Below are 20,398 nucleotides of genomic sequence, written 5' to 3' on the forward strand. Positions count from 1 at the left end.
TGGGGGCGCAATTTCTGATTATTACTGAACATTTACAAGTTGTTTGTTATTTAAAATTTTATACCGGTACTTTTTACAAATATAATTTAACCATTTCCCGCCAGTATCTCGGACGGTGCGCTTCTTCTTCCCAAATGAATAAATCATGCCCGACATTGATTTTTGATAAGGCATCGCTTAGCTGTTCGTTATTATTCAGGAAAGAATCCTCCTGTCCAATAACAAGTATTATTTTTAGTTTTCTAAGCTGTTTTAATATTGTCGAATCAGAAATTTGCGGCACAAAATAATTGGGCATATTGTAATAAATATTCTCATCAGAATAGCCCTGGAAAAGATCATCAAAAAAAGGCAATGATACAGTAAGGTCATACCGAGAGCTCATTCCTACTACCTTGGTAAATAGAGAAGGATGCCTTAATGCAATATTTACAGCGTGATACCCACCCAGGCTGCAACCGGCAACAATGAGTTTCTTTTCAGCATTCGACTTTTTAATAAAAGGAATTACTTCTTTAAGAATATAATCTTCGTACTGGATATGCCTTAATATCCGCTGGGGAGGTGGCGCCTGAGAGTAAAAACTTTCGCAATCAATACTGTCAACACAGTATATCCGGAGTTCACCAGCTTCAATTTTAGGCCTCAAAGCATCAATGATTTTCCAGTTTTCAAAATCGTAAAATCGTGCAGATCGTGTGGGAAAAAAAGTACCGGAATTCCAGAATGTCCAAACACGAGCAGTTCCATATCCCGTTCCAGAACGGGGCTATACCATTTGTGGTAAACTCTTTCCATTATGAAGGGTAAATTTGATTTGAAACTTTATGATTCACTTTTTATAAATACTTCTTTCAATAATTTTTTTTCCAAAGTTCATATCCTTTTGCACTTAAATGCAATCCATCCTGCTCGAAAAGCGAAGCACGGGGATGATCCTGGTTGTTGAGCATATCAGGAAAAAGATCAATAAATTTCTGGTTAGGATCTTTCCTGACTTCCAGCTGAATGAGCTCGTTGGTTTCCCGAATATTTTTGATGAGTTCCCAACGTTTCAGACTTGGTTTTATGGAAATGTAAAAACAGGGGATATCACCAAATCTGCCGCGTATCTGATGAAGCAGTTCACGATAAAATAAACTGACCTCCTGTGGATTTCTTCCATCGCCTATATCATTGTCGCCGGCATAAATAATAATGCATTTGGCCGAAGTAACAGGAGCAAGGACCCGCTCAAAAAACCATCCGCAAGCAGCAAGCGTTGAACCGCCAAAACCAAGGTTTACAGGTTTAAATTCTTCGAAATCAGTGTACAAAGTTTTCCAGAGCGTGATGCTGGAGCTGCCGTAAAAAATGGCTTCGGGCTTGTAACTCAGACTTGCACATTCCTTTTCCACACGCTTCACTTCATCTTCGTACCAAATCATGAGTTTGTTAAAATAATTGCCAAATGTATCATCCTAATGTTACGTAACTGTTACCGTTTCTTCAACAATTTAAAAATAATTTGACCGATTGTGCCGAATTACAGGCTGTAAAAACTATAATCATTATTTTATTATAAAATTTTATGGTAACGTTACAACCATTTACCGGGCTTTTGTTTCTTATAGATATGAACGGATAAAATCTATAGCATGAAAAAGATAATTTTATTTGGATTGATTTGTTTTGCAGTGATGGCCTACGACAATAAAAATGATTCGAACCCGGTTCCCGTTGCTGAATTGAAAACGGCGGTTGTATCCAATCAGCAGGTAACGTCTTTTAGGACCTCTGACGATGAACTGGCAGCAAAACTTATTGCAGTATCAGACAGCCGTTGTCCATCGAACGCAGTATGTATCGTTGCCGGCAGTGCAAATCTGACATTTAATGTGTCTGATGGCAAAAATCAAACAGATGTTCACGTAGTATTTAGCGGTGATGAAAAAAATTCAGGGAGCCAGGAGTTCAAATTAGGTGACCGCACTTATAATCTGACTGTAACCGAAGTGCTGCCATATCCCAAAACTTCAACAAATCCTTCTCTTGAAGAATACGAGATTAGTGTAAGTATTGAAAAGAAATTGTAAGTATTACAGTATTTTAATCTTTAGTGGAGTTAAATTAATAGAGGCCTGGTCAGTTGACCAGGCCTACTTTTTTGTTATATCGAATCCCTATGAAACAGATTTTGTATTTTTGCAGCTCTAAGATTACAACCCAACCTCTGCCTCTTTCCTCAACAGGATTTTTTCATAAACACTATCCCAAAGATCTATTCTCTTTTGTAGTGATTCAATAGTAGCTTCCTCTGCTTCCTGCCAATATTGTTCATTGTTCCCACAAAGATTCGAAGTCATTTGCAGTGCCAGATGACTATGATGATCGCCGTCCACTTCAATATGTCTTTCCAGGTAATATTTGAAGATTGAAATGCTGTCCGGAAAATTTTTATGCATGTCGTTTACAATGGAATGAAACATGCCTGGAATCAGATCTTCGCGCCCGAAAGTAAAAATCGCTGATTGTAAATAATCTTTATTGCTTCTGATAATTTCAAATGTGAAGTCTACAAAATTTCGTGCTCCATCAGGCGTATCTGAAGTGGAATATGCCAAATCAAAATCTCCGGTTTCCTTTAATTTTTCAACAAACTTTTCGATGGGGGAGATGTCTGCCCCGCATTGATGCATGGCCTGCAAATACAATTCAAAATGACTCATCCTACTGCCAAATTCGTCAACATCAGATTCTTCACCTACAACATTTTCATTGATCAGATGTCTCGTTGCGGCAGAACCCTTTGGAAACCAGGGTACAGATGTACAGGTCAGGTTATTTTGCAGCGCTTTTAGTAACGACATAAAATCCCAAACCGCAAAAACATGGTACTGCATAAAGACTTTCAGATCATCAATATCTGTAATAACAGAATAGACTTTATGATTGATAATTTGCTCCCTCAAAGGTTGAGTTGCCTTAGTTATTCTTTCAATGTGTTGGTTCATGCAATAATTATTAAATATTGATTAGCCTAACACGCTGGTTTAGCTGGGAGTTCAAACCACAATAACAGATATTAATCCAAAAATTAATTAATCCGGCATTAAAATTTTAAATTGCTTTAGTAATTTATTTGCCATTTAAGATTAATAATTGAAGACCAAAATAATCGGCCATTCTCATTTTGTACAATCATACTACTTAAAAATGAATCAATTAAATAGCTCGTAATGAAGAATGTAAATTTACTTTTCGTTTTATTAATGTTAACTGCGAATGTAATGGTTTTTATATATTCTTATAAAAATCCTTCATCCATTATTACATCGTGGCCAGAACAAATTACTATATGCGGCTCAAATCAAGGTAACCAAATTGTCCCTGCCGATAATGGGAAATTCATCGTTCCGCTTCCCGGCTGGGGGGAATATTCTTATCGAATTGCCACAAAGCAGGATAGTGCGCAATTTTATTTTGACCAGGGATTAAATATGTATTATGGCTATCACCTTAAAGAAGCATTGGCCTCTTTTAAGGAAGCATCCAGATTTGATCCCAATGCTATAATGGCTTATTGGGGCCAGGCTCTTGCAATGGGGCCATATTACAACGGAGCTCATACCTATGTAATGCCAACAGAAATTCAGGCTGTTTTAAAGCGTATGAATGAAATATCGACCGATCCAGATCAAAAAGAAATACAACTAATTAAAGCAATGAATCTTCGGTATTCCTTAGATGCCTCTGATTCCAAAAGAAAAGAGCTGAATCTGGCTTATGCGTCTGCAATGCGGGAACTTGTAAAAAAATATCCTGACGATCATGACATAAAAGCGCTGTATGTAGATGCCGTGATGCTGATACATCCCTGGGATTTCTGGAATAACGATGGTTCACCCAAATCGTGGACAAATGAAGTGGTTGATTTGAGTGAGGGCATTCTCAGAAAAAATCCCGATCATCCGGGTGCATTGCATTATCACATTCATCTTACTGAGGCATCGCGTCATCCGGAAGTAGCACTCAATAATGCAGATAAACTCAAAACACTTTTGCCAGGAATACCGCACATGGTCCATATGTCAAGTCATGAATACCAAAGAAACGGACTTTATGCGAAAGGAGTTGAGGTGAACGATCTGGCTGATGAAAATCTGCTTCGTTACAATGTTTTAGCAAAAAACCTGAATCTAAATAAACATAGCCCGCATTATTTTGCGGTGCAGACGTATTGCGCTATGAGCGGTGCGATGTATAAAACGGGGATGCAAAATGCATTGCGTTGCCGCAACAGTGTTTCTCCAACTTACGAAAACACGTATGACCAGTATCTGTATATGTTGCCTGTGCTTACTTTGGTGCGGCTTGGTAAATGGGAAGAAATATTACGCGACAGTACCAGTCTGGATTCCCGTTGGCATTATGCAGGGTTAATACATCATTTTGCAAAAGGAATGGCTTATGTTAATATGAACGAAATTGCTTCAGCTCAGAAACAGCTTACTGAACTCCAGAACAAAGCGAAAGATCCCATATTAAAAAAGCGGCGCATCCCATTTAATACACCTTCTCAAATTGCTGGTATAGCTGAGGGAATTCTGAATGCGGCCATACTATTCTCACACAAAGAAAATGATAAGGCTATTAGCAGCCTGATGAATGCCATTGAAATTGAAGATAAATTAATTTATACAGAGCCGAACGACTGGCCGATTTCTGCCCGCCAGTTTTTTGGCGCTTACCTCTTAAAAATAGGAAAACCGGCCATTGCAGAAATGGTGTATAGAGAGGATTTATTAAGAAATCCTGGTAATGGATGGACTCTGCTGGGCTTATGTCAAAGCCTTGAAGCACAGTATAAAACTAAACAATTGGCGGAATTTAAAGCCAAATATTTAGTTTCGTTTTCCCACGCAGACGAGTTACCAACCGGTTCGGTTTATCTTCGATAAAGAATTTTAGCATTGTTTTACGAAATCCAGGAAACTAAGACAAAAAGCTTTATGCTTTTGTTAAATTAGATTCTTATTCACCATTGAAGAAAATAACATGGAAATTAAACGTAACGATGCTACAAGAAACCGCCCGGATGGAAGCAGAATTATTGATGCTCCGTATGTTTTTATGGATATTCCAGCGTTTACAGAACAGTTGAGAAGTGAGAAAAGCTGGGACAAAAACCACAGAAACGGTATTACAGTTTTTAAGTCAGACGAAATTACAATGGTAGTTACAGCCCTGAAAACAGGAGCAGAAATCTGTAACCATACTGAAAATGTATTTTTTACACTTATGGTACTTCAGGGCGAAATTGTCATCATCACTGCCGATGTCGAAAAGGATGTTATGAAAGGACAGGCAGTTGCTTTTCATCCGCATATTCTGCACTCGATCAAAGCATTATCAGACTCAACATTGTTGCTGACAAGCTATTGCAAAAATGGGGTGTCATGAAAGGCCGGATTTGTAAGGGTTGTCTTTATACAATTGGATTATAGTTAAAGTCAAATTCTATTTAAGATATCCTGAAAATATTAAGGACTATATTTACCAGTTATGAAACAAAATCTTTCAAGGCGTGAAATGTTGCAAATTACCGGGTTGGCCAGTGGTGCTCTGGTGCTAAACCAGTTTGATGCAGCCGCACAAAAACCTCCTTCTATGTTAACGCGTACAATTCCTTCTTCGGGAGAAAAATTGCCCATTGTCGGACTTGGTTCCTGGCAGCAATTTGATGTCGGAACAACTTTAAATGAAAGGGACCCGCTCAAAGCTGTTTTGAAAAATATGCAGGAACTGGGTGGAAAAGTAATAGACGCGTCGCCGATGTATGGGAAAGCGGAACAGGTAATCGGTGAACTTACTGATGAGTTGAAACTGAATGAGCAGTTTTTTCTGGCAACCAAAGTATGGACAACAGGTAAACAAGCCGGGATAGATCAGATGAACGACTCGCTCCGCAAAATGAAACGGAGTAAAATCGACCTGATGCAGGTGCATAATTTACAGGATTGGCAAACACACCTGAAAACGCTAAAAGATTGGAAGGCAAATGGTACAGTCCGTTATATTGGAATTACGCATTACACTGATTCGGCGCATGCGCAACTCGAACAAATGGTAAAATCCAAGGCGGTGGATTTTGTTCAGTTTAATTATTCTATACGTTCAAGAAATGCAGAAAAAAGTTTGCTTAATGCGGCAAAAGATAATGGCGTTGCTGTAATTATAAACGAACCGTTTGAACAGGGAGCTTTGTTCAGAACTGTAAAAGGCAAGGAACTTCCTGTTTGGGCGGCAGATTATGATATTAAATCCTGGGCTCAGTTCTTTCTCAAATATATTCTGGGTAACGCCGCCGTTACTTGCGTTATTCCCGGAACTTCTGATGTAAAACATCTTATTGATAATATGGGCGCGGGTTTTGGTAAATTGCCGGACGAAAATGGCAGGAAGAAGATGGCAGAGTGGATCACGTCAATTTAAAAGTATGATTTCAGTTATTATTTGCTCAGCAAGAGAGCAGGATTTAAACCAGGTTAAAGAAAACATTTCTCAAACAGTTGGTGTGCCCTACGAGATCATTGCTTATAATAACAGTGATGGACAACGAGGGATTTGTGAAGTTTATAACGCCGGAGCGCGGCAAGCACGTTATGATACATTATGTTTCATGCATGAAGATATTGAAATGAAGACGCCTGACTGGGGTAGTAAAGTGGTGAATTTGCTTTCTGAGCATCCTAAGATTGGGTTGATCGGCGTAGCAGGAGGCGGATATAAATCTGTAACTCCTTCCGGCTGGTATAACTACGGACTTGAAATTAATGGTGGTGCTTACAGTAATGTATTACAAGGATATAAGCGTGATGAAAAGAAGGAAGGCCATGATTATAATAACCCCAAAAGGGAATTGTTTTCTAAAGTTGCTTGTGTGGATGGTTGCTGGCTAAGTACAAGGAAATCAGTTTGGCAGGAATCTCCGTTTGACGAAAAGTTACTGACGAAATTTCACGGTTATGATCTCGATTTTTCTTTGGCTATTGGAGAAAAGTATGATGTGGTTGTAACATTTGAGGTATTGCTCCGTCATTTTTCGGAGGGGAATTATGATTTGAACTGGTTTGAGGAAATGCTTAAAGTGCACGCAAAATGGAGTTATCTTTTGCCCGTCAATGCTGATAACATGATTGAAGGAGATCTGTTACAAAACGAAAAATGGGCGTTTCGACGCTTTCTTCAGGATTCCCTTGACAATGGAATTACTAAATCTGCTTTAATAAATGTGGTCTGGCATTCCAGGAAGTCCAGTTTTATAGGATTTAATCTTATGGTTAAATTGGGTTTTGCATTAATGAAAATGAAGCCCAAAAAGAGAAATCCCGTCTATCAGCCCATTCATACCTCGCTTTAAATCCATTCATGATATCCATTCTCATATGCTCAGCAAATCCCGGAGATTTATTGCTGGTAAGGAAAAATATAGAAAGTACAATCGGAGCTATTCCCTATGAAATTATCGCTTTTGATAATAGTGAAGGTAAAAAAGGAATATCTGAGGTTTACAATGTCGGAATTAAACAGGCTAGATACGAACTGATCTGTTTCATGCATGAAGATGTTAGTATAAAAACAAAGCATTGGGGGAATACTATAATCCGTATTTTTTCAGGAGATCCTGAAATCGGGATTGTTGGCGTAGCAGGAGGAGGTTATAAATCATTGGCACCATCGGGATGGTATTGCCCTGAATTCGAAAATCCTGCCCAGTCGTATCAGAATATTCTTCAGGGATATAAGCTTGATAGTAAAGAAGAAGTGCATGCTTATCACAATCCTTATAATGAACCGCTTAGCGACGTTGTTTGTGTAGACGGGGTTTGGTTTTGCACCAGGAAAAGCATTGCACTTAAAAATCTCTTTGATGAGAAATTATTAAAAGGCTTCCATGGATATGACCTGGATTTTTGCCTGAACGTGTTTGGAAAACACAGAATTGTAGTGAGTTACGATATTTTAATGAAACATGCATCGGAAGGTAATTTCAACAATGCATGGCTGAATGAAATTTTGAAATTACATCAGAAATGGAATAAATACCTTCCTTTGACAACATCAGATGTAAGTGAGAAGGAAATTTATTTAACTGAAAAACGTGCAATAAAAAAACTGATCGAACAAATGCTTGGCTGGAATTACCCATTTGCGGCCATTCAAAAAATGCTTCTGAACTGTACATCTTCGAAACGAATGCCATTCCGTTTATTTTTTAAAGGTTATCTCCATCTTGTAAAACAGACATGGAAATAAGGTTTATCTGTTGAACAAGTTAGCCCAGATTGTTTTGGCTTTTAATCCCCACATTTGCCGGTAGATGAATCCGTTTATTGTACCCTTTCGTAATTTGTGGTTATGGTAAAGTGTATCATAATTTTCTTTTATAATTGCCGCGTACTTAAAAGAAAAAAGAGAATCAATCCGGTTCTCAAAAAGTCTTGTAAACCTGTCAACAAAAGCCTGGTTTCTGTTCCGGTGAAAAGCTGCACACAATTTAAGCCATATAAGTTCACGTCTTAATTTGGCTACATCCCTGTTTTCATGATAGCTTTTGTCCAGAGTTTTCCTTTTGTTTAAAATATCGGTAGAACTGGACGTGTGCTGTCGGTAAGCAACGAGGCATTGTGGAATAAAGTCAATCGAACCCAGATTGGTCGCTACGTAGGCTATCCAGTGATCATGAAACTGGTTTGGGTGGAATGGTAAAATATCTGTCAGTAATTCTCTTTTAAAAACACAACTATGGCCTGATACACAGTTTGATAATAAAAAAGTTTCAGGTTGGTTGCCACGATACAAATGAAGCACATCCGACATTTTTTTATGCATGTCTTTTCCGCTTTCATCTATAAACCGTGAGTCATGGTAAATTAGCAGGTTGTCACGAATGTTTTCGGCCTGAAGTTTTATTTTATCTAATTCCCAAATATCATCCTGATCCGATAAAGCGATTAATTCACCATTACAAAGTGTTAATGCTTTTTCAAAATTTCTGACGTATCCCAGATTCTGCTCATTCCTGTAAATTTTTATAAAAGGATAATTGCCGGCAAACTCTTCCAGTATTTTTACAGACGAATCCGTACTGTAATCATCAACGGCAATAATTTCAATATTTGAATACGTCTGCAGAACAAGTGATTCCAGCTGCTCTCTTAGAAATCGTTCTCCATTGTAAACACAAATTGCAATGGAAACCAATGGTGTATTTTCTTTTTCAGGCATTTCTATTGGAATTGATCTTGCAATAAGTTGTTAGTTAAAATCCCGGTTACTGTGAGCGGGCAAAAAATATCCATATTTTTCAAAATGCGGACGCCAGAAATTCAAATGCAGATCCCAGGCGTGGCATCCAAAAGGTAACTGGTTTTTTGTATGTTTCAGGGATTCTTCCGGATTATTTTCAAAGGAGAAAAACAGGGCTTCTTTGTAATCAGGAATTTTCAATCTTCTTTTTTTCTGTTTACTTCAATACTCCAGAAAGCGTCTTCATGAAATTTATATTCCGTTCTTTGAATATAAACCTCCATTTCAGACCGGAATTTAATTGACAGATCATAAAAAACCTGAACCCTGCGCAATGAAAATCCTCCGTTTCCCACTACATTATCAAATTGCCTGTCACTGGGTAATCCGTATTTAAAAATATTGAAATAGGTGTAAAATCTTGTTTTAACCCGTGTTTTCCAGGCAGCAAAGTTGTTTAGATCTGGTATCCGTTTAAGCCAGGGTGCACCTATGTAATCATAACCTTTATGTGCCCACGTTTTTAGCTCGTTTTTAAATACAAATGCATCAAGCTGATGAATAAGAATGAATTCGAAACCCGGGAACCGTTGATAAAAATCCGATGAAAGCATTAATTCATTGTATCCCTGCACATTTTTAAAGTATGAATCGGCAAATGAAAGGATATCTGAAAACTGTTCATAATCAGGTATTTCTGATAAATTCAGAGATTGCGGTTTAATAGCAATGATAGGATATTCCGACAGAACTTTAAAGCACTGATCCAGCGATGTTCTTTCCAATACGCTTAACGATGTTTTGTAGAAAGGAACAACTACTGCAACAAGTTTTTTATCACCCATAGGTTATATGCTAATAATTATTTGCTGTCGAGCATTTTAACAATGGATTCCAGGTGATCCTGAAAGAAAAAATCATATCCGTTTTCTCCTTCCGGAATAACATTGATAATATCAAACGAAGTTTCCAGTATCCTCGGGATTTTCAGCGATTCGGCTATCGAAAAGGGAAATGACTGGTTACCAATAAAAAATTTGGCTCCGGCAATTATACCGGCCAGTTTCATAAAGTTATCGACCTGTATCCATTTGATGTCAGGAATCACTTTTTTGATATCGTTATATTCAGATTCGACACCGATAAAAACCAGGTTTTCATAGGAATTAAGAAATCCATAATTAATTGAATGATTACGGTATCGTTCACTTCTGGCGATTACAATGCTATTACTGAAAGTTGTATCTGGTTTGACAGAAATCCAGGCTTTCCAGAGCTGTGGATTAACCCCCGTAATGTAGCTGCACCAGCGTGCAATATTTCCCGTTTTCAAAGGAATGTTGCCGGAATGAAAATAGTCCATATCGATATGCACAGGCTGGTCAGTATGGACTTCACAAACATGGATATAGGCTTGGGAAATAAGCAGAGGGCTAAGCATTTCTGCCATGCGCTGATTAAGCTTTACATTGCCCATCGGATGATTTTTATAGCCCGACAATATAAGCGGCTTGCCCAATCTCAAATATAAATGAATAGGGGCACCTGTTAATTCATGTATGCGTTTCAGCGTTGGCAACGCATAAATGATATCGCCTGCGTTTCCACTATGGCTTACGCTGATAAAACCGCTTGTTGTCGCAAATTCGCTGATTTTATCAATCGAGGTTAATCTGTTGAGGCCGGTTATAAACTTTGAGAATTCCTGTTGGTTATAATTGGCTAGTTCCCATTTGTAATCTTTATATAACGGACGGTTTGTATGTTTAAGCCATAGCTTTTCGAAAACATTCAGCTTTTTAAACATGTCAACAGATTTTAGGATATTACCAGTTTATAAAGAACCGGTTAAAATTACAAGGTTTTAATCATTAAAAGTTTGCATGTCGATCAGCCTTTTGTAAAGGCCGTTACGCTGAAGCAGTTCGAGATGAGTTCCTTGTTCATTGATTTGCCCGTCTTCCAGCACTACGATCATATCAGCACTTTGAATGGTACTTAACCGGTGCGCAATAACAAGTGAAGTCCTGTTTTTCATTAAATTATTCAACGCTTCCTGAACCAGTTTTTCCGATTCCGTATCCAGCGCAGATGTTGCTTCGTCGAGCATCATAATCGGAGGGTTTTTCAATACAGCCCTTGCTATACAGATCCGTTGCTTCTGCCCGCCCGAAAGTTTCATTCCCCTGTCACCAATATTACTTTGATAACCGTGTTCGGTCTGAAGAATAAAATCATGTGCGTTGGCAATTCTGGCAGCGTGTTCTACTTGCTCCTGTGTGGCATCAGGCAGGCCAAAAGCAATATTATTAAAAATCGTATCATTGAAAAGCATGGATTCCTGGTTGACAACACCAATAAGAGACCAAAGCGATTCCATTTTTAATTTCCTGACATCAGTTCCATCAATTGTAACCCTGCCACTTTCTACTTCTGTAAACCTTGGGATCAAATCCATCAGCGTCGATTTTCCACCACCTGACGGGCCAACTAATGCAATTGTTTTTCCTTTTGGTATGGTCAGGTTGATATCTTTTAAAACAGTCCTGCCGGGATAAGAAAAGGACAGATTCTCCAGTCTGATCGAATGGTTGAAAGAAGTAATTGATACAGCGTCGGGTGCATCCGTTATCTCTGGTTTCTGGTCAATCAATTCGAGCACGCGCTCTCCGGCAGCCAAACCTGTGTGAATACCGCTGAAAGAATTTGTCAATGCTTTTGCCGGTTGCATGATCCTTGAAAAAAGAGCAATGTAAGTAACAAATTCAGGGCCTGTAAGATCAGACTGGTGGTTCAGAATGAGGGAACCGCCATAAAGTACTATGGTCGTAACCATGGCCACACTAAGAGATTCAGATACCGGCCCGCTCAGTTGCTGACGACGTGCCATTTTACGGCCAAGGTCTGAGTACCTTACGTTTTCAGAATCGAATTTATCTTTGATGGCTTCCGTAGCATTAAAAGATTTTATGATTTTAATACCTGAAAGTGCCTCATCCAGATAACTGATCATCAAACCGAACATGTGCTGCGCCATTGTGGCCTGTTCTTTCAGCCGCTTTACAATTTTTGAAATTACAAATGCAGAAATTGGTATGACCAACAGTGCAAATATGGTCAGCTTAAAAGAGATTGAGAAAAGCATGAAAACATAAGCAGTCAGCTGTAATGGCTCTTTAAAAACAACCTGTAAAGTTCCTGTCACCGAAAACTGGACTGCACCGACATCAGAAGCAATTTTAGCGATAATATCACCTTTACGCTGGTTACTGAAATAGCCAACGTGCTGATCCATGACATTGTTAAATACTGATTTCCTAAGGTTCAGCAATGTATGGATACGGAAATCTTCCATGATCCGCTGTGCGAAATACCTGAAAACGTTCCCAAGAATAACTGCTATGACAATGACGCCGCAAACAAACTTTAAAGCTCCGAATGGGCCATATGTAAAACTGATCTGCTGGGAAAAATAATTGAGGTACCCGGTAACATCAGCCCAGCCAGCCGGCTTTGTAAGTATAGTCGCATTAGCTGATCCGCTTGCAAAAAGTGTGGTAAGCAGCGGGGCGAGAAGTGCTAATTGTAATGTATTGAAAACTACTGCCAGTAATGTTAATATGACATAAGGAATGGCAAATTTTTCAATGGGTTTTGCAAAGGATAATAATCTGAAATAAGTCTTCATTTTTTATATTAAGGCTCTTTAAACAAGGGCCGTGAATCTTTAATACCGCAAAAAGCGGATACAAAGATTATTCATTCTGAGGTGCTAATAATAAAATGTATAATAATATTTATCTCAAAGCTTAATTACATGCTTGTATTTCAGCATAATACGGATATTTCTAATCACATCAATGATACCAATCTCTGAATGATAACGTTTCATTTGGCGTTTAAATGAGTTCTTCTTTATCTGAAGCGCTTTTCGGTTTCTGAGAAAATCCATATATGCTTCCACTTTGTAAAATTGGAAAGTAAACAAGCTCAGCAATACGTCACAAAGCAAAATCTGAATATGCCACAGAGCCAGGTCCATGCCATATAAGTGCAGGAAATGCACATAATAGCGATTCCTGAAATGAATCTTTTTTATGGCTCTTTTGTGATTGTGGGTTTTGGTACTGGCCGAAACTTCATGCCTGCAGATGGCATTATGTTCATAGTAACATTTCCATCCCAGCCTCCATGCACGGATAGACAGTTCCTGATCTTCGCCATAATAAGGATTGAACATTTCGTTGAACCCGTTAATTGCTTTCAGTTTGCTTGTATCCATCAATGCTATGGCACCCGAAAGATAAAAAGTAGGCGTAAATGATTCGCGGTCTTCCAAACGGAAAAAATCACTCGACTTTATTTTACGTCCCATAATCTTAGGCGAACGGGCCGCTTCCCTGATCAGGTCATCATCCATTCCGATGATCCGGCCCATTACGCCAAATGTATCGTCCTTTTCAAAATATTTATAAAGCTTTTCAAAGTAGCCTATTTCCAGTGTAACATCCGTGTTAAGAAGGAATATCAGCTCGTTCTTCGCTTCTTTAATTCCCAGGTTACAGGTATTGGAAAATCCTGAATTGATTTCTTTCTGAATCAGAGTAATTTGGTTACCATATTTTTGCTGAAGATATGCTACAGAATCATCTGTTGAAGCATCGTCAATAACAATGATCTGGACATTGGTGCCCAGTGTTTTCAGTATATTCAGATTATGTTCAAAATATTTTTCGAACAGATGTTTTCCGTTATAATTCGGGATCACCACAGAGATGCTTCTCATTAAGATTACAATTTAAGTGTACCGTAAAGTGTGTAACAGATAGTTATTATACAGTTAGATTGTGTCGTAGTTTTAATTCCGGCCAACCGTGCATGCACACGTTCACATTTTATTTTGTCATTGCTTCCATGTATTCAAGCAGTGTACTAGCAATAACTGAACCATCAAAAATTCAGCAGCTTTACAATGAATACGCTTATTTTCACAAGTCTGTGTAAAAAGAGTTGTGTAATAGGTTAGAAAATAGTCAAATAAGGACAGTTTTAGGTTCTGCAATGATTAAAGTGCAAGAATAATTTTGAAGAGAATCAAAGGGGTTTAGAAACGGAAGACTTACCGGAATATACTTTTTTAATGTCATCTTAAAGTTACTTTATTAAAATTTGTTGATTTGATCCTAATTTAAAATTTAATTCAAACCAGAAATTAACGATTTAACGTAAAACGAATGATACTTAATCTGGATTGTTACCCGAAATAATGTTTCCGCTCTGTACCAGACTTTTTGTATTAACTTTTAATATGACGTGAGAAGGTTCGAAATGGTTGTAAACTGAAGTAAAAAATTATTGATGTTTGATTTAATATTTTGAATAAAAATATTGAAAGCTCTGATAATCAATACGTGTGTTTTCTTTTAACGTAATGAATTAAATTCATTCTGAGTAAAAATATTCTCAACGTTTATAGGAAAATTACTTTTGATAAATCAGATTTTGTATTAAAACTTCGTAATTAATATATCGAAAAACCTGATGTTTTGTTTAAAGAACAGATTTTAGCCAGTTAGTTAACCCTGGATCCTGCACAAGATACTGTTTTATACAGCAATTAGTTCGCTTAGTATTAAGTATGGTTATATTTCAACTTTTTGTAATTTCTGATTGTTGACTTAATTATAGCTTCTACAGACCAATCATCGTTTTAAAAAACAAGTATGGAAGGTATTTTGAAAAATAATTGCATGAAACCATCGAAGATTACAATAGATAATTACGAAGGTTCAGAAATTGGTGATACAGTGCCGGTTACTACATATAAAGCGGCACGTGCAGTAGCAGGGTTGGTTGCAAATCATTTTGATCGTCATCATACTTCGGCGAAGCGCCATTATGAGTATGAACTTGCTCCAAAACCAGGAGCAAGTACCATTGAAACCATTATTGACACCACTTTTTGGGCGAGCCTGAGAAGAGAGGAGGGAAGGTCGCCGAAAGTATCTATTGCATTTCTGGCCCCGGAGGATGTTGAAAAACCATTGAAATTTGGTGAACGCCTTCCTTTTACAGCCAATAGTCTTACTAAACTGGCACCAGCTGTAGAGCGTTCCGGAATACATCTGGGAGTATGGCAGGAAGGTAATGAAATGTATATTTGGGGCACTACACGTGTGATTCCGGGATTGTGTTTTGTACTTGAAGTCGTGGAACCCGGTATGTTGGTTATCAAACACCGGAGGGTAGACGGCTTTGGAAAGTTTGTCAATGTGGCTGTTTTAAAAGGAGACCAGGTAAAGGTTGTTAATGAAGAAAGCGGGAAAGTACGCGATTGTCCGTCTCTGATCAATTCAATGATGGGATTTGCATCGTCTTCCATTTGGAACGATTCACTTAATATTCTGGTACAGTTGTCGGTTTCTATGAGAGATCACGGGCGCGGCGGAATTTTGCTGGTTGTTCCAGCCGGCAAAGAAGCCTGGCGGGAATCTATAATCCATCCGATTGCTTATGCCGTTGAACCTGCATTTTCGGAATTGGCAGAATTGCAGAAGCCGCATTCTGAGGATATTAATGCTGTTTTATGGCAAAGCAAGCTGAATGCCGCCATCTATAATCTGGCAGGATTAACTGCTGTTGACGGTGCTACTGTCATCAACGACAAGTATGAACTTATGGCTTTCGGGGCCAAAATAGGCAGATCGCCCAATGGACAACCGGTTGAGGAAATGCTTGTGACCGAGCCTATTATTGGAAATAAAGGAGTGATAGTGCATCCGGTCCAAAATGGAGGAACCAGGCATTTGTCGGCAGCCCAGTTTGTTCACGATCAGCATGATGCCATTGCCCTTGTGGCTTCACAGGATGGCCGTTTCACTATTTTCTCCTGGTCGGCCTGCGAAGGAAAAGTACAGGCGCACCGGGTGGATGCTTTGTTGTTATAGAAGTACAGGCTGGTTACCCGAGGGGCACAGAGAAATGGGAAAGAGTGCCACAGAGGTTAATTTTAATGATTCTCTGTGGCTCTCTTTTTTCCTCTATGCCCCTCTGTGTAACCAACCCGTACTTCTACTCAAATAACTCCAGCTGCTCAGGATTTCTTGGTTTCCGAGGCTTGGTTTCTATTTCTCCAAAATTGGATAAGGAAATTCCTAGCAATCTCACTGTCTTTTCTTCCATATCCACTTTTTCCAGTAGCTGTTTCGAAGTTTCCAGAATCGTGTTAAAATCACTGACCGGGTGAGAAAAAGAAATATTGCGGGTGATCTGGGTAAAATCGCTGTATTTTATTTTAAGGGTAATTGTTCTTCCTTCCAGTTTGTTTTTTTGCAACCGGTTAAATACAGTAATTGCTATTTTATCCAGCTCTTCGTGCATTTCTTCGATAGTTTCCAGATCATGCATAAAGGTATCTTCAGCACCCAGCGACTTCGTTTCCCTATGCGTCTGGACTTCCCGTTCATCAATTCCTCTTACTATTTTATAATAAAAATGGCCAGTTTTTCCGAAATGTTTCACCAGATCGTTTTCAGAAAGTTTTTTCAGGTCAGCTCCTGTAAAAAGATTCATTTTTTTCATCTTTTCAGCTGTTACTTTCCCCACACCAAAAAACTTTTCAACAGGTAAGTCATTGATAAAACGCTCAATTTTTGAAGGGCCGATAAATGTAATACCGTCAGGCTTATTGATATCTGAAGCAATTTTTGCAACAAATTTATTAGTAGATATGCCGGCAGATGCAGTCAGATTCAATTCAGTTCTAATAGCCAGCCTGATCTGTTTGGCGATCTCCAATGCTGAACCAATTTTTAATTTATCACTGGTAACATCCAGATAAGCCTCATCCAGTGAAAGCGGTTCAATGATATCAGTATAACGTTGGAAGATTTCCCGTATACTTTTGGAAACCGCTTTATAAGCTTCGAATCGCGGGTATACAAATATAATATCCGGGCAAAGCTGTATGGCTTTTCGGGATGACATAGCTGATCGTACTCCAAATTTTCTTGCTTCGTAACTTGCCGCTGCTACCACGCCACGGCCGTTAGGCGAGCCTCCGACAGCAATGGGTTTGCCTCTGTAATCAGGATTATCACGCTGCTCAACAGAAGCATAAAAGGCATCCATATCTATATGAATGATCTTACGGACTGTCGTGGCGGGTTTTTCCATATCATCTACTTTTTTTGTATACCAAATTTTTTAAAGCCATTGCAATTTCAAAACAAATGAAACCACAGGGAAATTCAAGATAATAAAAGTTTGCCGGGTAAGCTTAGTTAATTAAAATGGAATTAAATCGGTCAGGTTCTGCATCATTTTTTGTCAGTTTTACGTAAGTATAAGTAATTCAGGAGCTGTCGAAATGTAACCAGCCGACAATCCTTTTGCCTAATGTTTATTCCCTGCTATTACAATGCTTACAAAATTACCAGAGACAAAATCTTTAATAAGATTCTCAATATGCTTTGCCATGATCTTATTTTCATTTGATCTGATGGCACAAAGCCGATGCGGGTCAATGGAATTACTGGATAAAAAATTTCAGGTTAATCCAGCTTTGAAAATCACATTTGACAACAGAAGAACTCAGCTTGAAAAGATCATCAATGCACGTATTGCATCGGGACAATCCCTGAAAACCGCTGAGGCTATTACAATTCCGGTCGTTTTTCATGTAGTGCTCAGCAGGCAGTCACAAGTGCAAGTGACGGATGCCCAGATACAGGCACAGCTTGATACTTTAAACCGCGATTATGCAGGCTTAAACCACAGATCGGATTCAAGGATACAACCAGCCTTTTTAAATATTTACGGCGAATCAGGTATTCAGTTTTGTATGGCACAACGAACTCCTAATGATGAAACTGCTACTGGTATTCACAGGGATACAACTACAAGATCATCCTTTGTATATACCACCAGTGACGTAAAACACAGCACAACCGGCGGAACAGATGCCTGGGATCCTGATCGATATTTTAATATCTGGATATGTGATCTGTCAAACGATATCCTGGGTTATGCCACATTTCCTGACGATGGCATTCCCGATGAGCAAGGCGTTGTGATTGACTATGCCAGTTTGCCGGGAGGCAATGCTACGGGCTATAACCTGGGAAAAACGCTGACGCATGAAACCGGACACTATTTTGACCTGTACCATATCTGGGGTGATGATAATGGTTCATGCAACGGATCCGACGGAATAGCGGATACACCCAACCAGGGGAACAGTACAACGGCTTTGCATACTGGTATTTTGACGGACAACTGTACAACAGCTTCACCGGGAATTATGTATCAGAATTATATGGATTACACACCTGACGCTGCTTTGTTCATGTTTACGACTTTGCAAGTAGCTCATATGCAGCAGGTTTACGCCAATCTGCGTTCTTCGCTTGGATCTTCCAATGCCTGTACTCCTGTTAATCTTGCCAATAAAGATGCGTATATTAAGTCCATTGTTTCCCCGGATCAGCGGTTATGCAGCGGCACATTTATTCCCCAGGTTGTATTGAGAAACCAGGGATTGGAAACGCTTAATTCCGTCACTATTACAACCAGCATTTCGAATGGAAATACCACAAGTTTCAACTGGACCGGATCCCTTTCGACGTATGGTGAAGTAACTGTAACATTACCTGCTTTGACGGTTGGCGAAGGTAATCACGTACTAACGGTTACCGGCTCAAATCCGAATGGAGCGGCAGACGAAAATACAGCAAATGACGAAATCAGCCTGGATTTTATGTATTACGCACCAATTGCCGCCCCGGTAACTGAAAGCTTTGAAAGTACTTTCCTTCCCGAGAAATGGGATATTGTAAATGAGGATGGCGGAAGCAGCTGGGAGAAAACATCTGCTGGCTCCAAAACGGGTTCAGCATCAGTCCGGATCGCCAACTTTGATAATGAGGCTGTCGGGCAAAAAGATTATTTGCGCAGCCCCACAGTCAATATTGCCAACGCTGACTCTGCTTTTGTATCATTCCAGGTTGCCGCGGCCACATATACAAGTTCATCGGCTCAAAATAATGTATGGGATACTTTACAGGTGCTTGTCAGTACGGACTGCGGCAAGACTTATACCAGCGTTTATAAAAAGTGGGGATCAACGCTCATTACGAGATCGGGTGCAACCAGAACAGCTTTCCAGCCCGGATCAGGCGAATGGCGTCAGGAAGAAATTAATATAGGTCAATTTATTTCCAGCGGAGATATTCTGGTTGCTTTCCTGAATATCAATGGTAATGAAAATGATATTTACCTGGACGACATCAATATCAGGACAGTAACAGTTAACCCAAATTTGAAGGAAGCAGGTTTTCTGGTATCGCCAAACCCGACTGACGGAGCTATATCAGTCCAGTTTTATCCGCATCCTGCCAATTTAAAAGGGATCTATATTTACAATACTTCCGGACAATTAATTGAGGACAAGCTGATTACAAATGGCGTCGTCACCACTAATATCTACAATTTCGATCTGACTTATGCTTCTGCCGGGCTTTATATAGTGAAGGCAGTTTTTGAAGATAAGATTTTGACCAGGAAATTTGTTAAAGTAAAATAGGATTTAATTTTTGAATCTGGTAAAACGAAAGAAAGCCGGCTGATTTTTCAGCCGGCTTTCTTTCGTTTGTCTATTTTCTTACAATATGCGTTTCACAATTACTTTACTATTCGTTTGCGAAACGGCAAACTCTTTTGCATTTTCAGAAGGAGGAGAAATGAAAATCTGTTTTTTCTTTTTACCATCCGTAGAAACCCAGTTTGCCGAATATATTTCAGGTAGCGGGCCAGAATAAACCGGACGGTTATCAGAATGCATAAAAACTTCTTCCTCTTCATAGGCTAATCCTAAATCACTCCCTGTGATCACATCACAGATGATTTTCAATTTGCCAAAATCATCGTCAGCCAAACCTTTAATTCTGGCTTTTCCATAAAATGGGTCCTCTTCAAAGTCCCAGCGGATATAATATTCAATAATGTTTCCTATTTGAGAATCAATATAATCGGCGGTTAGCAGTTGTTCCTGGCTCATGGTGTTGTATGTTTTTCTATAGTCTTTCAAATAAATTGACTTTGGCGTATA

Annotated in this window: 18 protein-coding genes and 1 pseudogene; 8 read left to right on the plus strand and 11 right to left on the minus strand. The window is 39.0% G+C overall.

All coding sequences use genetic code 11. The features are described 5' to 3' along the window. Positions 1–73: 73 nt before the first annotated feature. Genes KZC02_RS27925 through KZC02_RS27930 form a run of 3 tightly spaced genes read right to left on the minus strand, consistent with a single transcriptional unit; the run spans position 74 to position 1,427 of the window. The gene (locus tag KZC02_RS27925; protein WP_229253849.1) at positions 74–649 is read right to left on the minus strand and encodes an alpha/beta fold hydrolase; all 576 of its coding nucleotides are present in this window, start codon (positions 647–649) and stop codon (positions 74–76) included. Beyond that, positions 646–798 carry a hypothetical protein gene (locus tag KZC02_RS32250; RefSeq protein ID WP_229253850.1) on the minus strand — a complete coding sequence of 51 codons (153 nt, stop codon included), beginning with the start codon at positions 796–798 and terminating at the stop codon, positions 646–648. Before KZC02_RS32250 ends, KZC02_RS27925 begins: the two co-directional genes overlap by 4 nt. A 56-nt stretch (positions 799–854) precedes the next feature. Continuing rightward, positions 855–1,427: a GDSL-type esterase/lipase family protein gene (locus KZC02_RS27930; protein ID WP_221391672.1), complete on the minus strand. Its 573-nt coding sequence runs from the start codon at positions 1,425–1,427 to the stop codon at positions 855–857. 210 nt (positions 1,428–1,637) lie between these two features. Between KZC02_RS27930 and KZC02_RS27935 the strand changes: the two genes are divergently transcribed. Then, positions 1,638–2,075, plus strand: a complete 438-nt coding sequence (locus tag KZC02_RS27935; protein WP_221391673.1) for a hypothetical protein — start codon at positions 1,638–1,640, stop codon at positions 2,073–2,075. A 123-nt stretch (positions 2,076–2,198) separates the two neighbouring features. On the opposite strand, the gene KZC02_RS27940 is transcribed toward KZC02_RS27935, so the two are convergent. Next, a complete protein-coding gene (locus tag KZC02_RS27940) occupies positions 2,199–2,993 on the minus strand; it encodes a DUF3050 domain-containing protein (RefSeq protein WP_221391674.1) in 795 nt (264 codons plus the stop codon). Between the two features lie 225 nt (positions 2,994–3,218). On the opposite strand from KZC02_RS27940, the gene KZC02_RS27945 reads away from it, so the two are divergent. From KZC02_RS27945 to KZC02_RS27965, 5 genes are all read left to right on the plus strand, one after another. After that, positions 3,219–4,940 (plus strand): hypothetical protein, encoded by a 1,722-nt coding sequence (locus KZC02_RS27945; protein ID WP_221391675.1) that lies wholly within the window; start codon positions 3,219–3,221, stop codon positions 4,938–4,940. Positions 4,941–5,037: 97 nt separating this feature from the next. Next, entirely contained in the window at positions 5,038–5,442 is a 405-nt protein-coding gene (locus KZC02_RS27950; RefSeq protein WP_221391676.1) for a hypothetical protein, read from the plus strand. Between the two features lie 102 nt (positions 5,443–5,544). Then, on the plus strand, positions 5,545–6,474 hold the full coding sequence (locus tag KZC02_RS27955) for an aldo/keto reductase (protein ID WP_221391677.1): 930 nt from the start codon (positions 5,545–5,547) through the stop codon (positions 6,472–6,474). Between the two features lie 4 nt (positions 6,475–6,478). After that, the gene (locus KZC02_RS27960; protein WP_221391678.1) at positions 6,479–7,402 is read left to right on the plus strand and encodes a glycosyltransferase; all 924 of its coding nucleotides are present in this window, start codon (positions 6,479–6,481) and stop codon (positions 7,400–7,402) included. Positions 7,403–7,410: 8 nt separating this feature from the next. Further along, positions 7,411–8,298 (plus strand): glycosyltransferase, encoded by an 888-nt coding sequence (locus tag KZC02_RS27965; RefSeq protein ID WP_221391679.1) that lies wholly within the window; start codon positions 7,411–7,413, stop codon positions 8,296–8,298. 3 nt (positions 8,299–8,301) lie between these two features. Here the strand turns inward: KZC02_RS27965 and KZC02_RS27970 are convergent, their stop codons facing one another. The 5 genes and pseudogenes from KZC02_RS27970 to KZC02_RS27995 form a co-directional block, all read right to left on the minus strand. After that, on the minus strand, positions 8,302–9,270 hold the full coding sequence (locus tag KZC02_RS27970) for a glycosyltransferase family 2 protein (protein ID WP_221391680.1): 969 nt from the start codon (positions 9,268–9,270) through the stop codon (positions 8,302–8,304). Positions 9,271–9,300: 30 nt separating this feature from the next. Continuing rightward, positions 9,301–10,136 (minus strand): annotated as a pseudogene (locus KZC02_RS27980) (DUF5672 family protein). Between the two features lie 17 nt (positions 10,137–10,153). After that, on the minus strand, positions 10,154–11,098 hold the full coding sequence (locus KZC02_RS27985) for a hypothetical protein (RefSeq protein WP_221391683.1): 945 nt from the start codon (positions 11,096–11,098) through the stop codon (positions 10,154–10,156). Positions 11,099–11,155: 57 nt separating this feature from the next. Next, positions 11,156–12,979, minus strand: a complete 1,824-nt coding sequence (locus KZC02_RS27990) for an ABC transporter ATP-binding protein (RefSeq protein WP_221391684.1) — start codon at positions 12,977–12,979, stop codon at positions 11,156–11,158. Between the two features lie 114 nt (positions 12,980–13,093). Beyond that, on the minus strand, positions 13,094–14,077 hold the full coding sequence (locus KZC02_RS27995; protein ID WP_221391685.1) for a glycosyltransferase family 2 protein: 984 nt from the start codon (positions 14,075–14,077) through the stop codon (positions 13,094–13,096). 964 nt (positions 14,078–15,041) lie between these two features. On the opposite strand from KZC02_RS27995, the gene KZC02_RS28000 reads away from it, so the two are divergent. Then, entirely contained in the window at positions 15,042–16,238 is a 1,197-nt protein-coding gene (locus tag KZC02_RS28000; RefSeq protein WP_221391686.1) for a putative sensor domain DACNV-containing protein, read from the plus strand. Between the two features lie 124 nt (positions 16,239–16,362). On the opposite strand, the gene dinB is transcribed toward KZC02_RS28000, so the two are convergent. Further along, the gene (dinB, locus tag KZC02_RS28005) at positions 16,363–17,466 is read right to left on the minus strand and encodes a DNA polymerase IV (RefSeq protein ID WP_221391687.1); all 1,104 of its coding nucleotides are present in this window, start codon (positions 17,464–17,466) and stop codon (positions 16,363–16,365) included. 301 nt (positions 17,467–17,767) lie between these two features. On the opposite strand from dinB, the gene KZC02_RS28010 reads away from it, so the two are divergent. Then, the gene (locus KZC02_RS28010; protein WP_229253851.1) at positions 17,768–19,873 is read left to right on the plus strand and encodes a M43 family zinc metalloprotease; all 2,106 of its coding nucleotides are present in this window, start codon (positions 17,768–17,770) and stop codon (positions 19,871–19,873) included. A 78-nt stretch (positions 19,874–19,951) separates the two neighbouring features. On the opposite strand, the gene KZC02_RS28015 is transcribed toward KZC02_RS28010, so the two are convergent. Continuing rightward, on the minus strand, positions 19,952–20,347 hold the full coding sequence (locus KZC02_RS28015) for a hypothetical protein (RefSeq protein WP_221391688.1): 396 nt from the start codon (positions 20,345–20,347) through the stop codon (positions 19,952–19,954). Between the last annotated feature and the right edge of the window lie 51 nt (positions 20,348–20,398).

The sequence above is a fragment of the Dyadobacter sp. NIV53 genome (assembly GCF_019711195.1).
In the GTDB taxonomy this organism is placed as follows: Bacteria; Bacteroidota; Bacteroidia; order Cytophagales; family Spirosomataceae; genus Dyadobacter.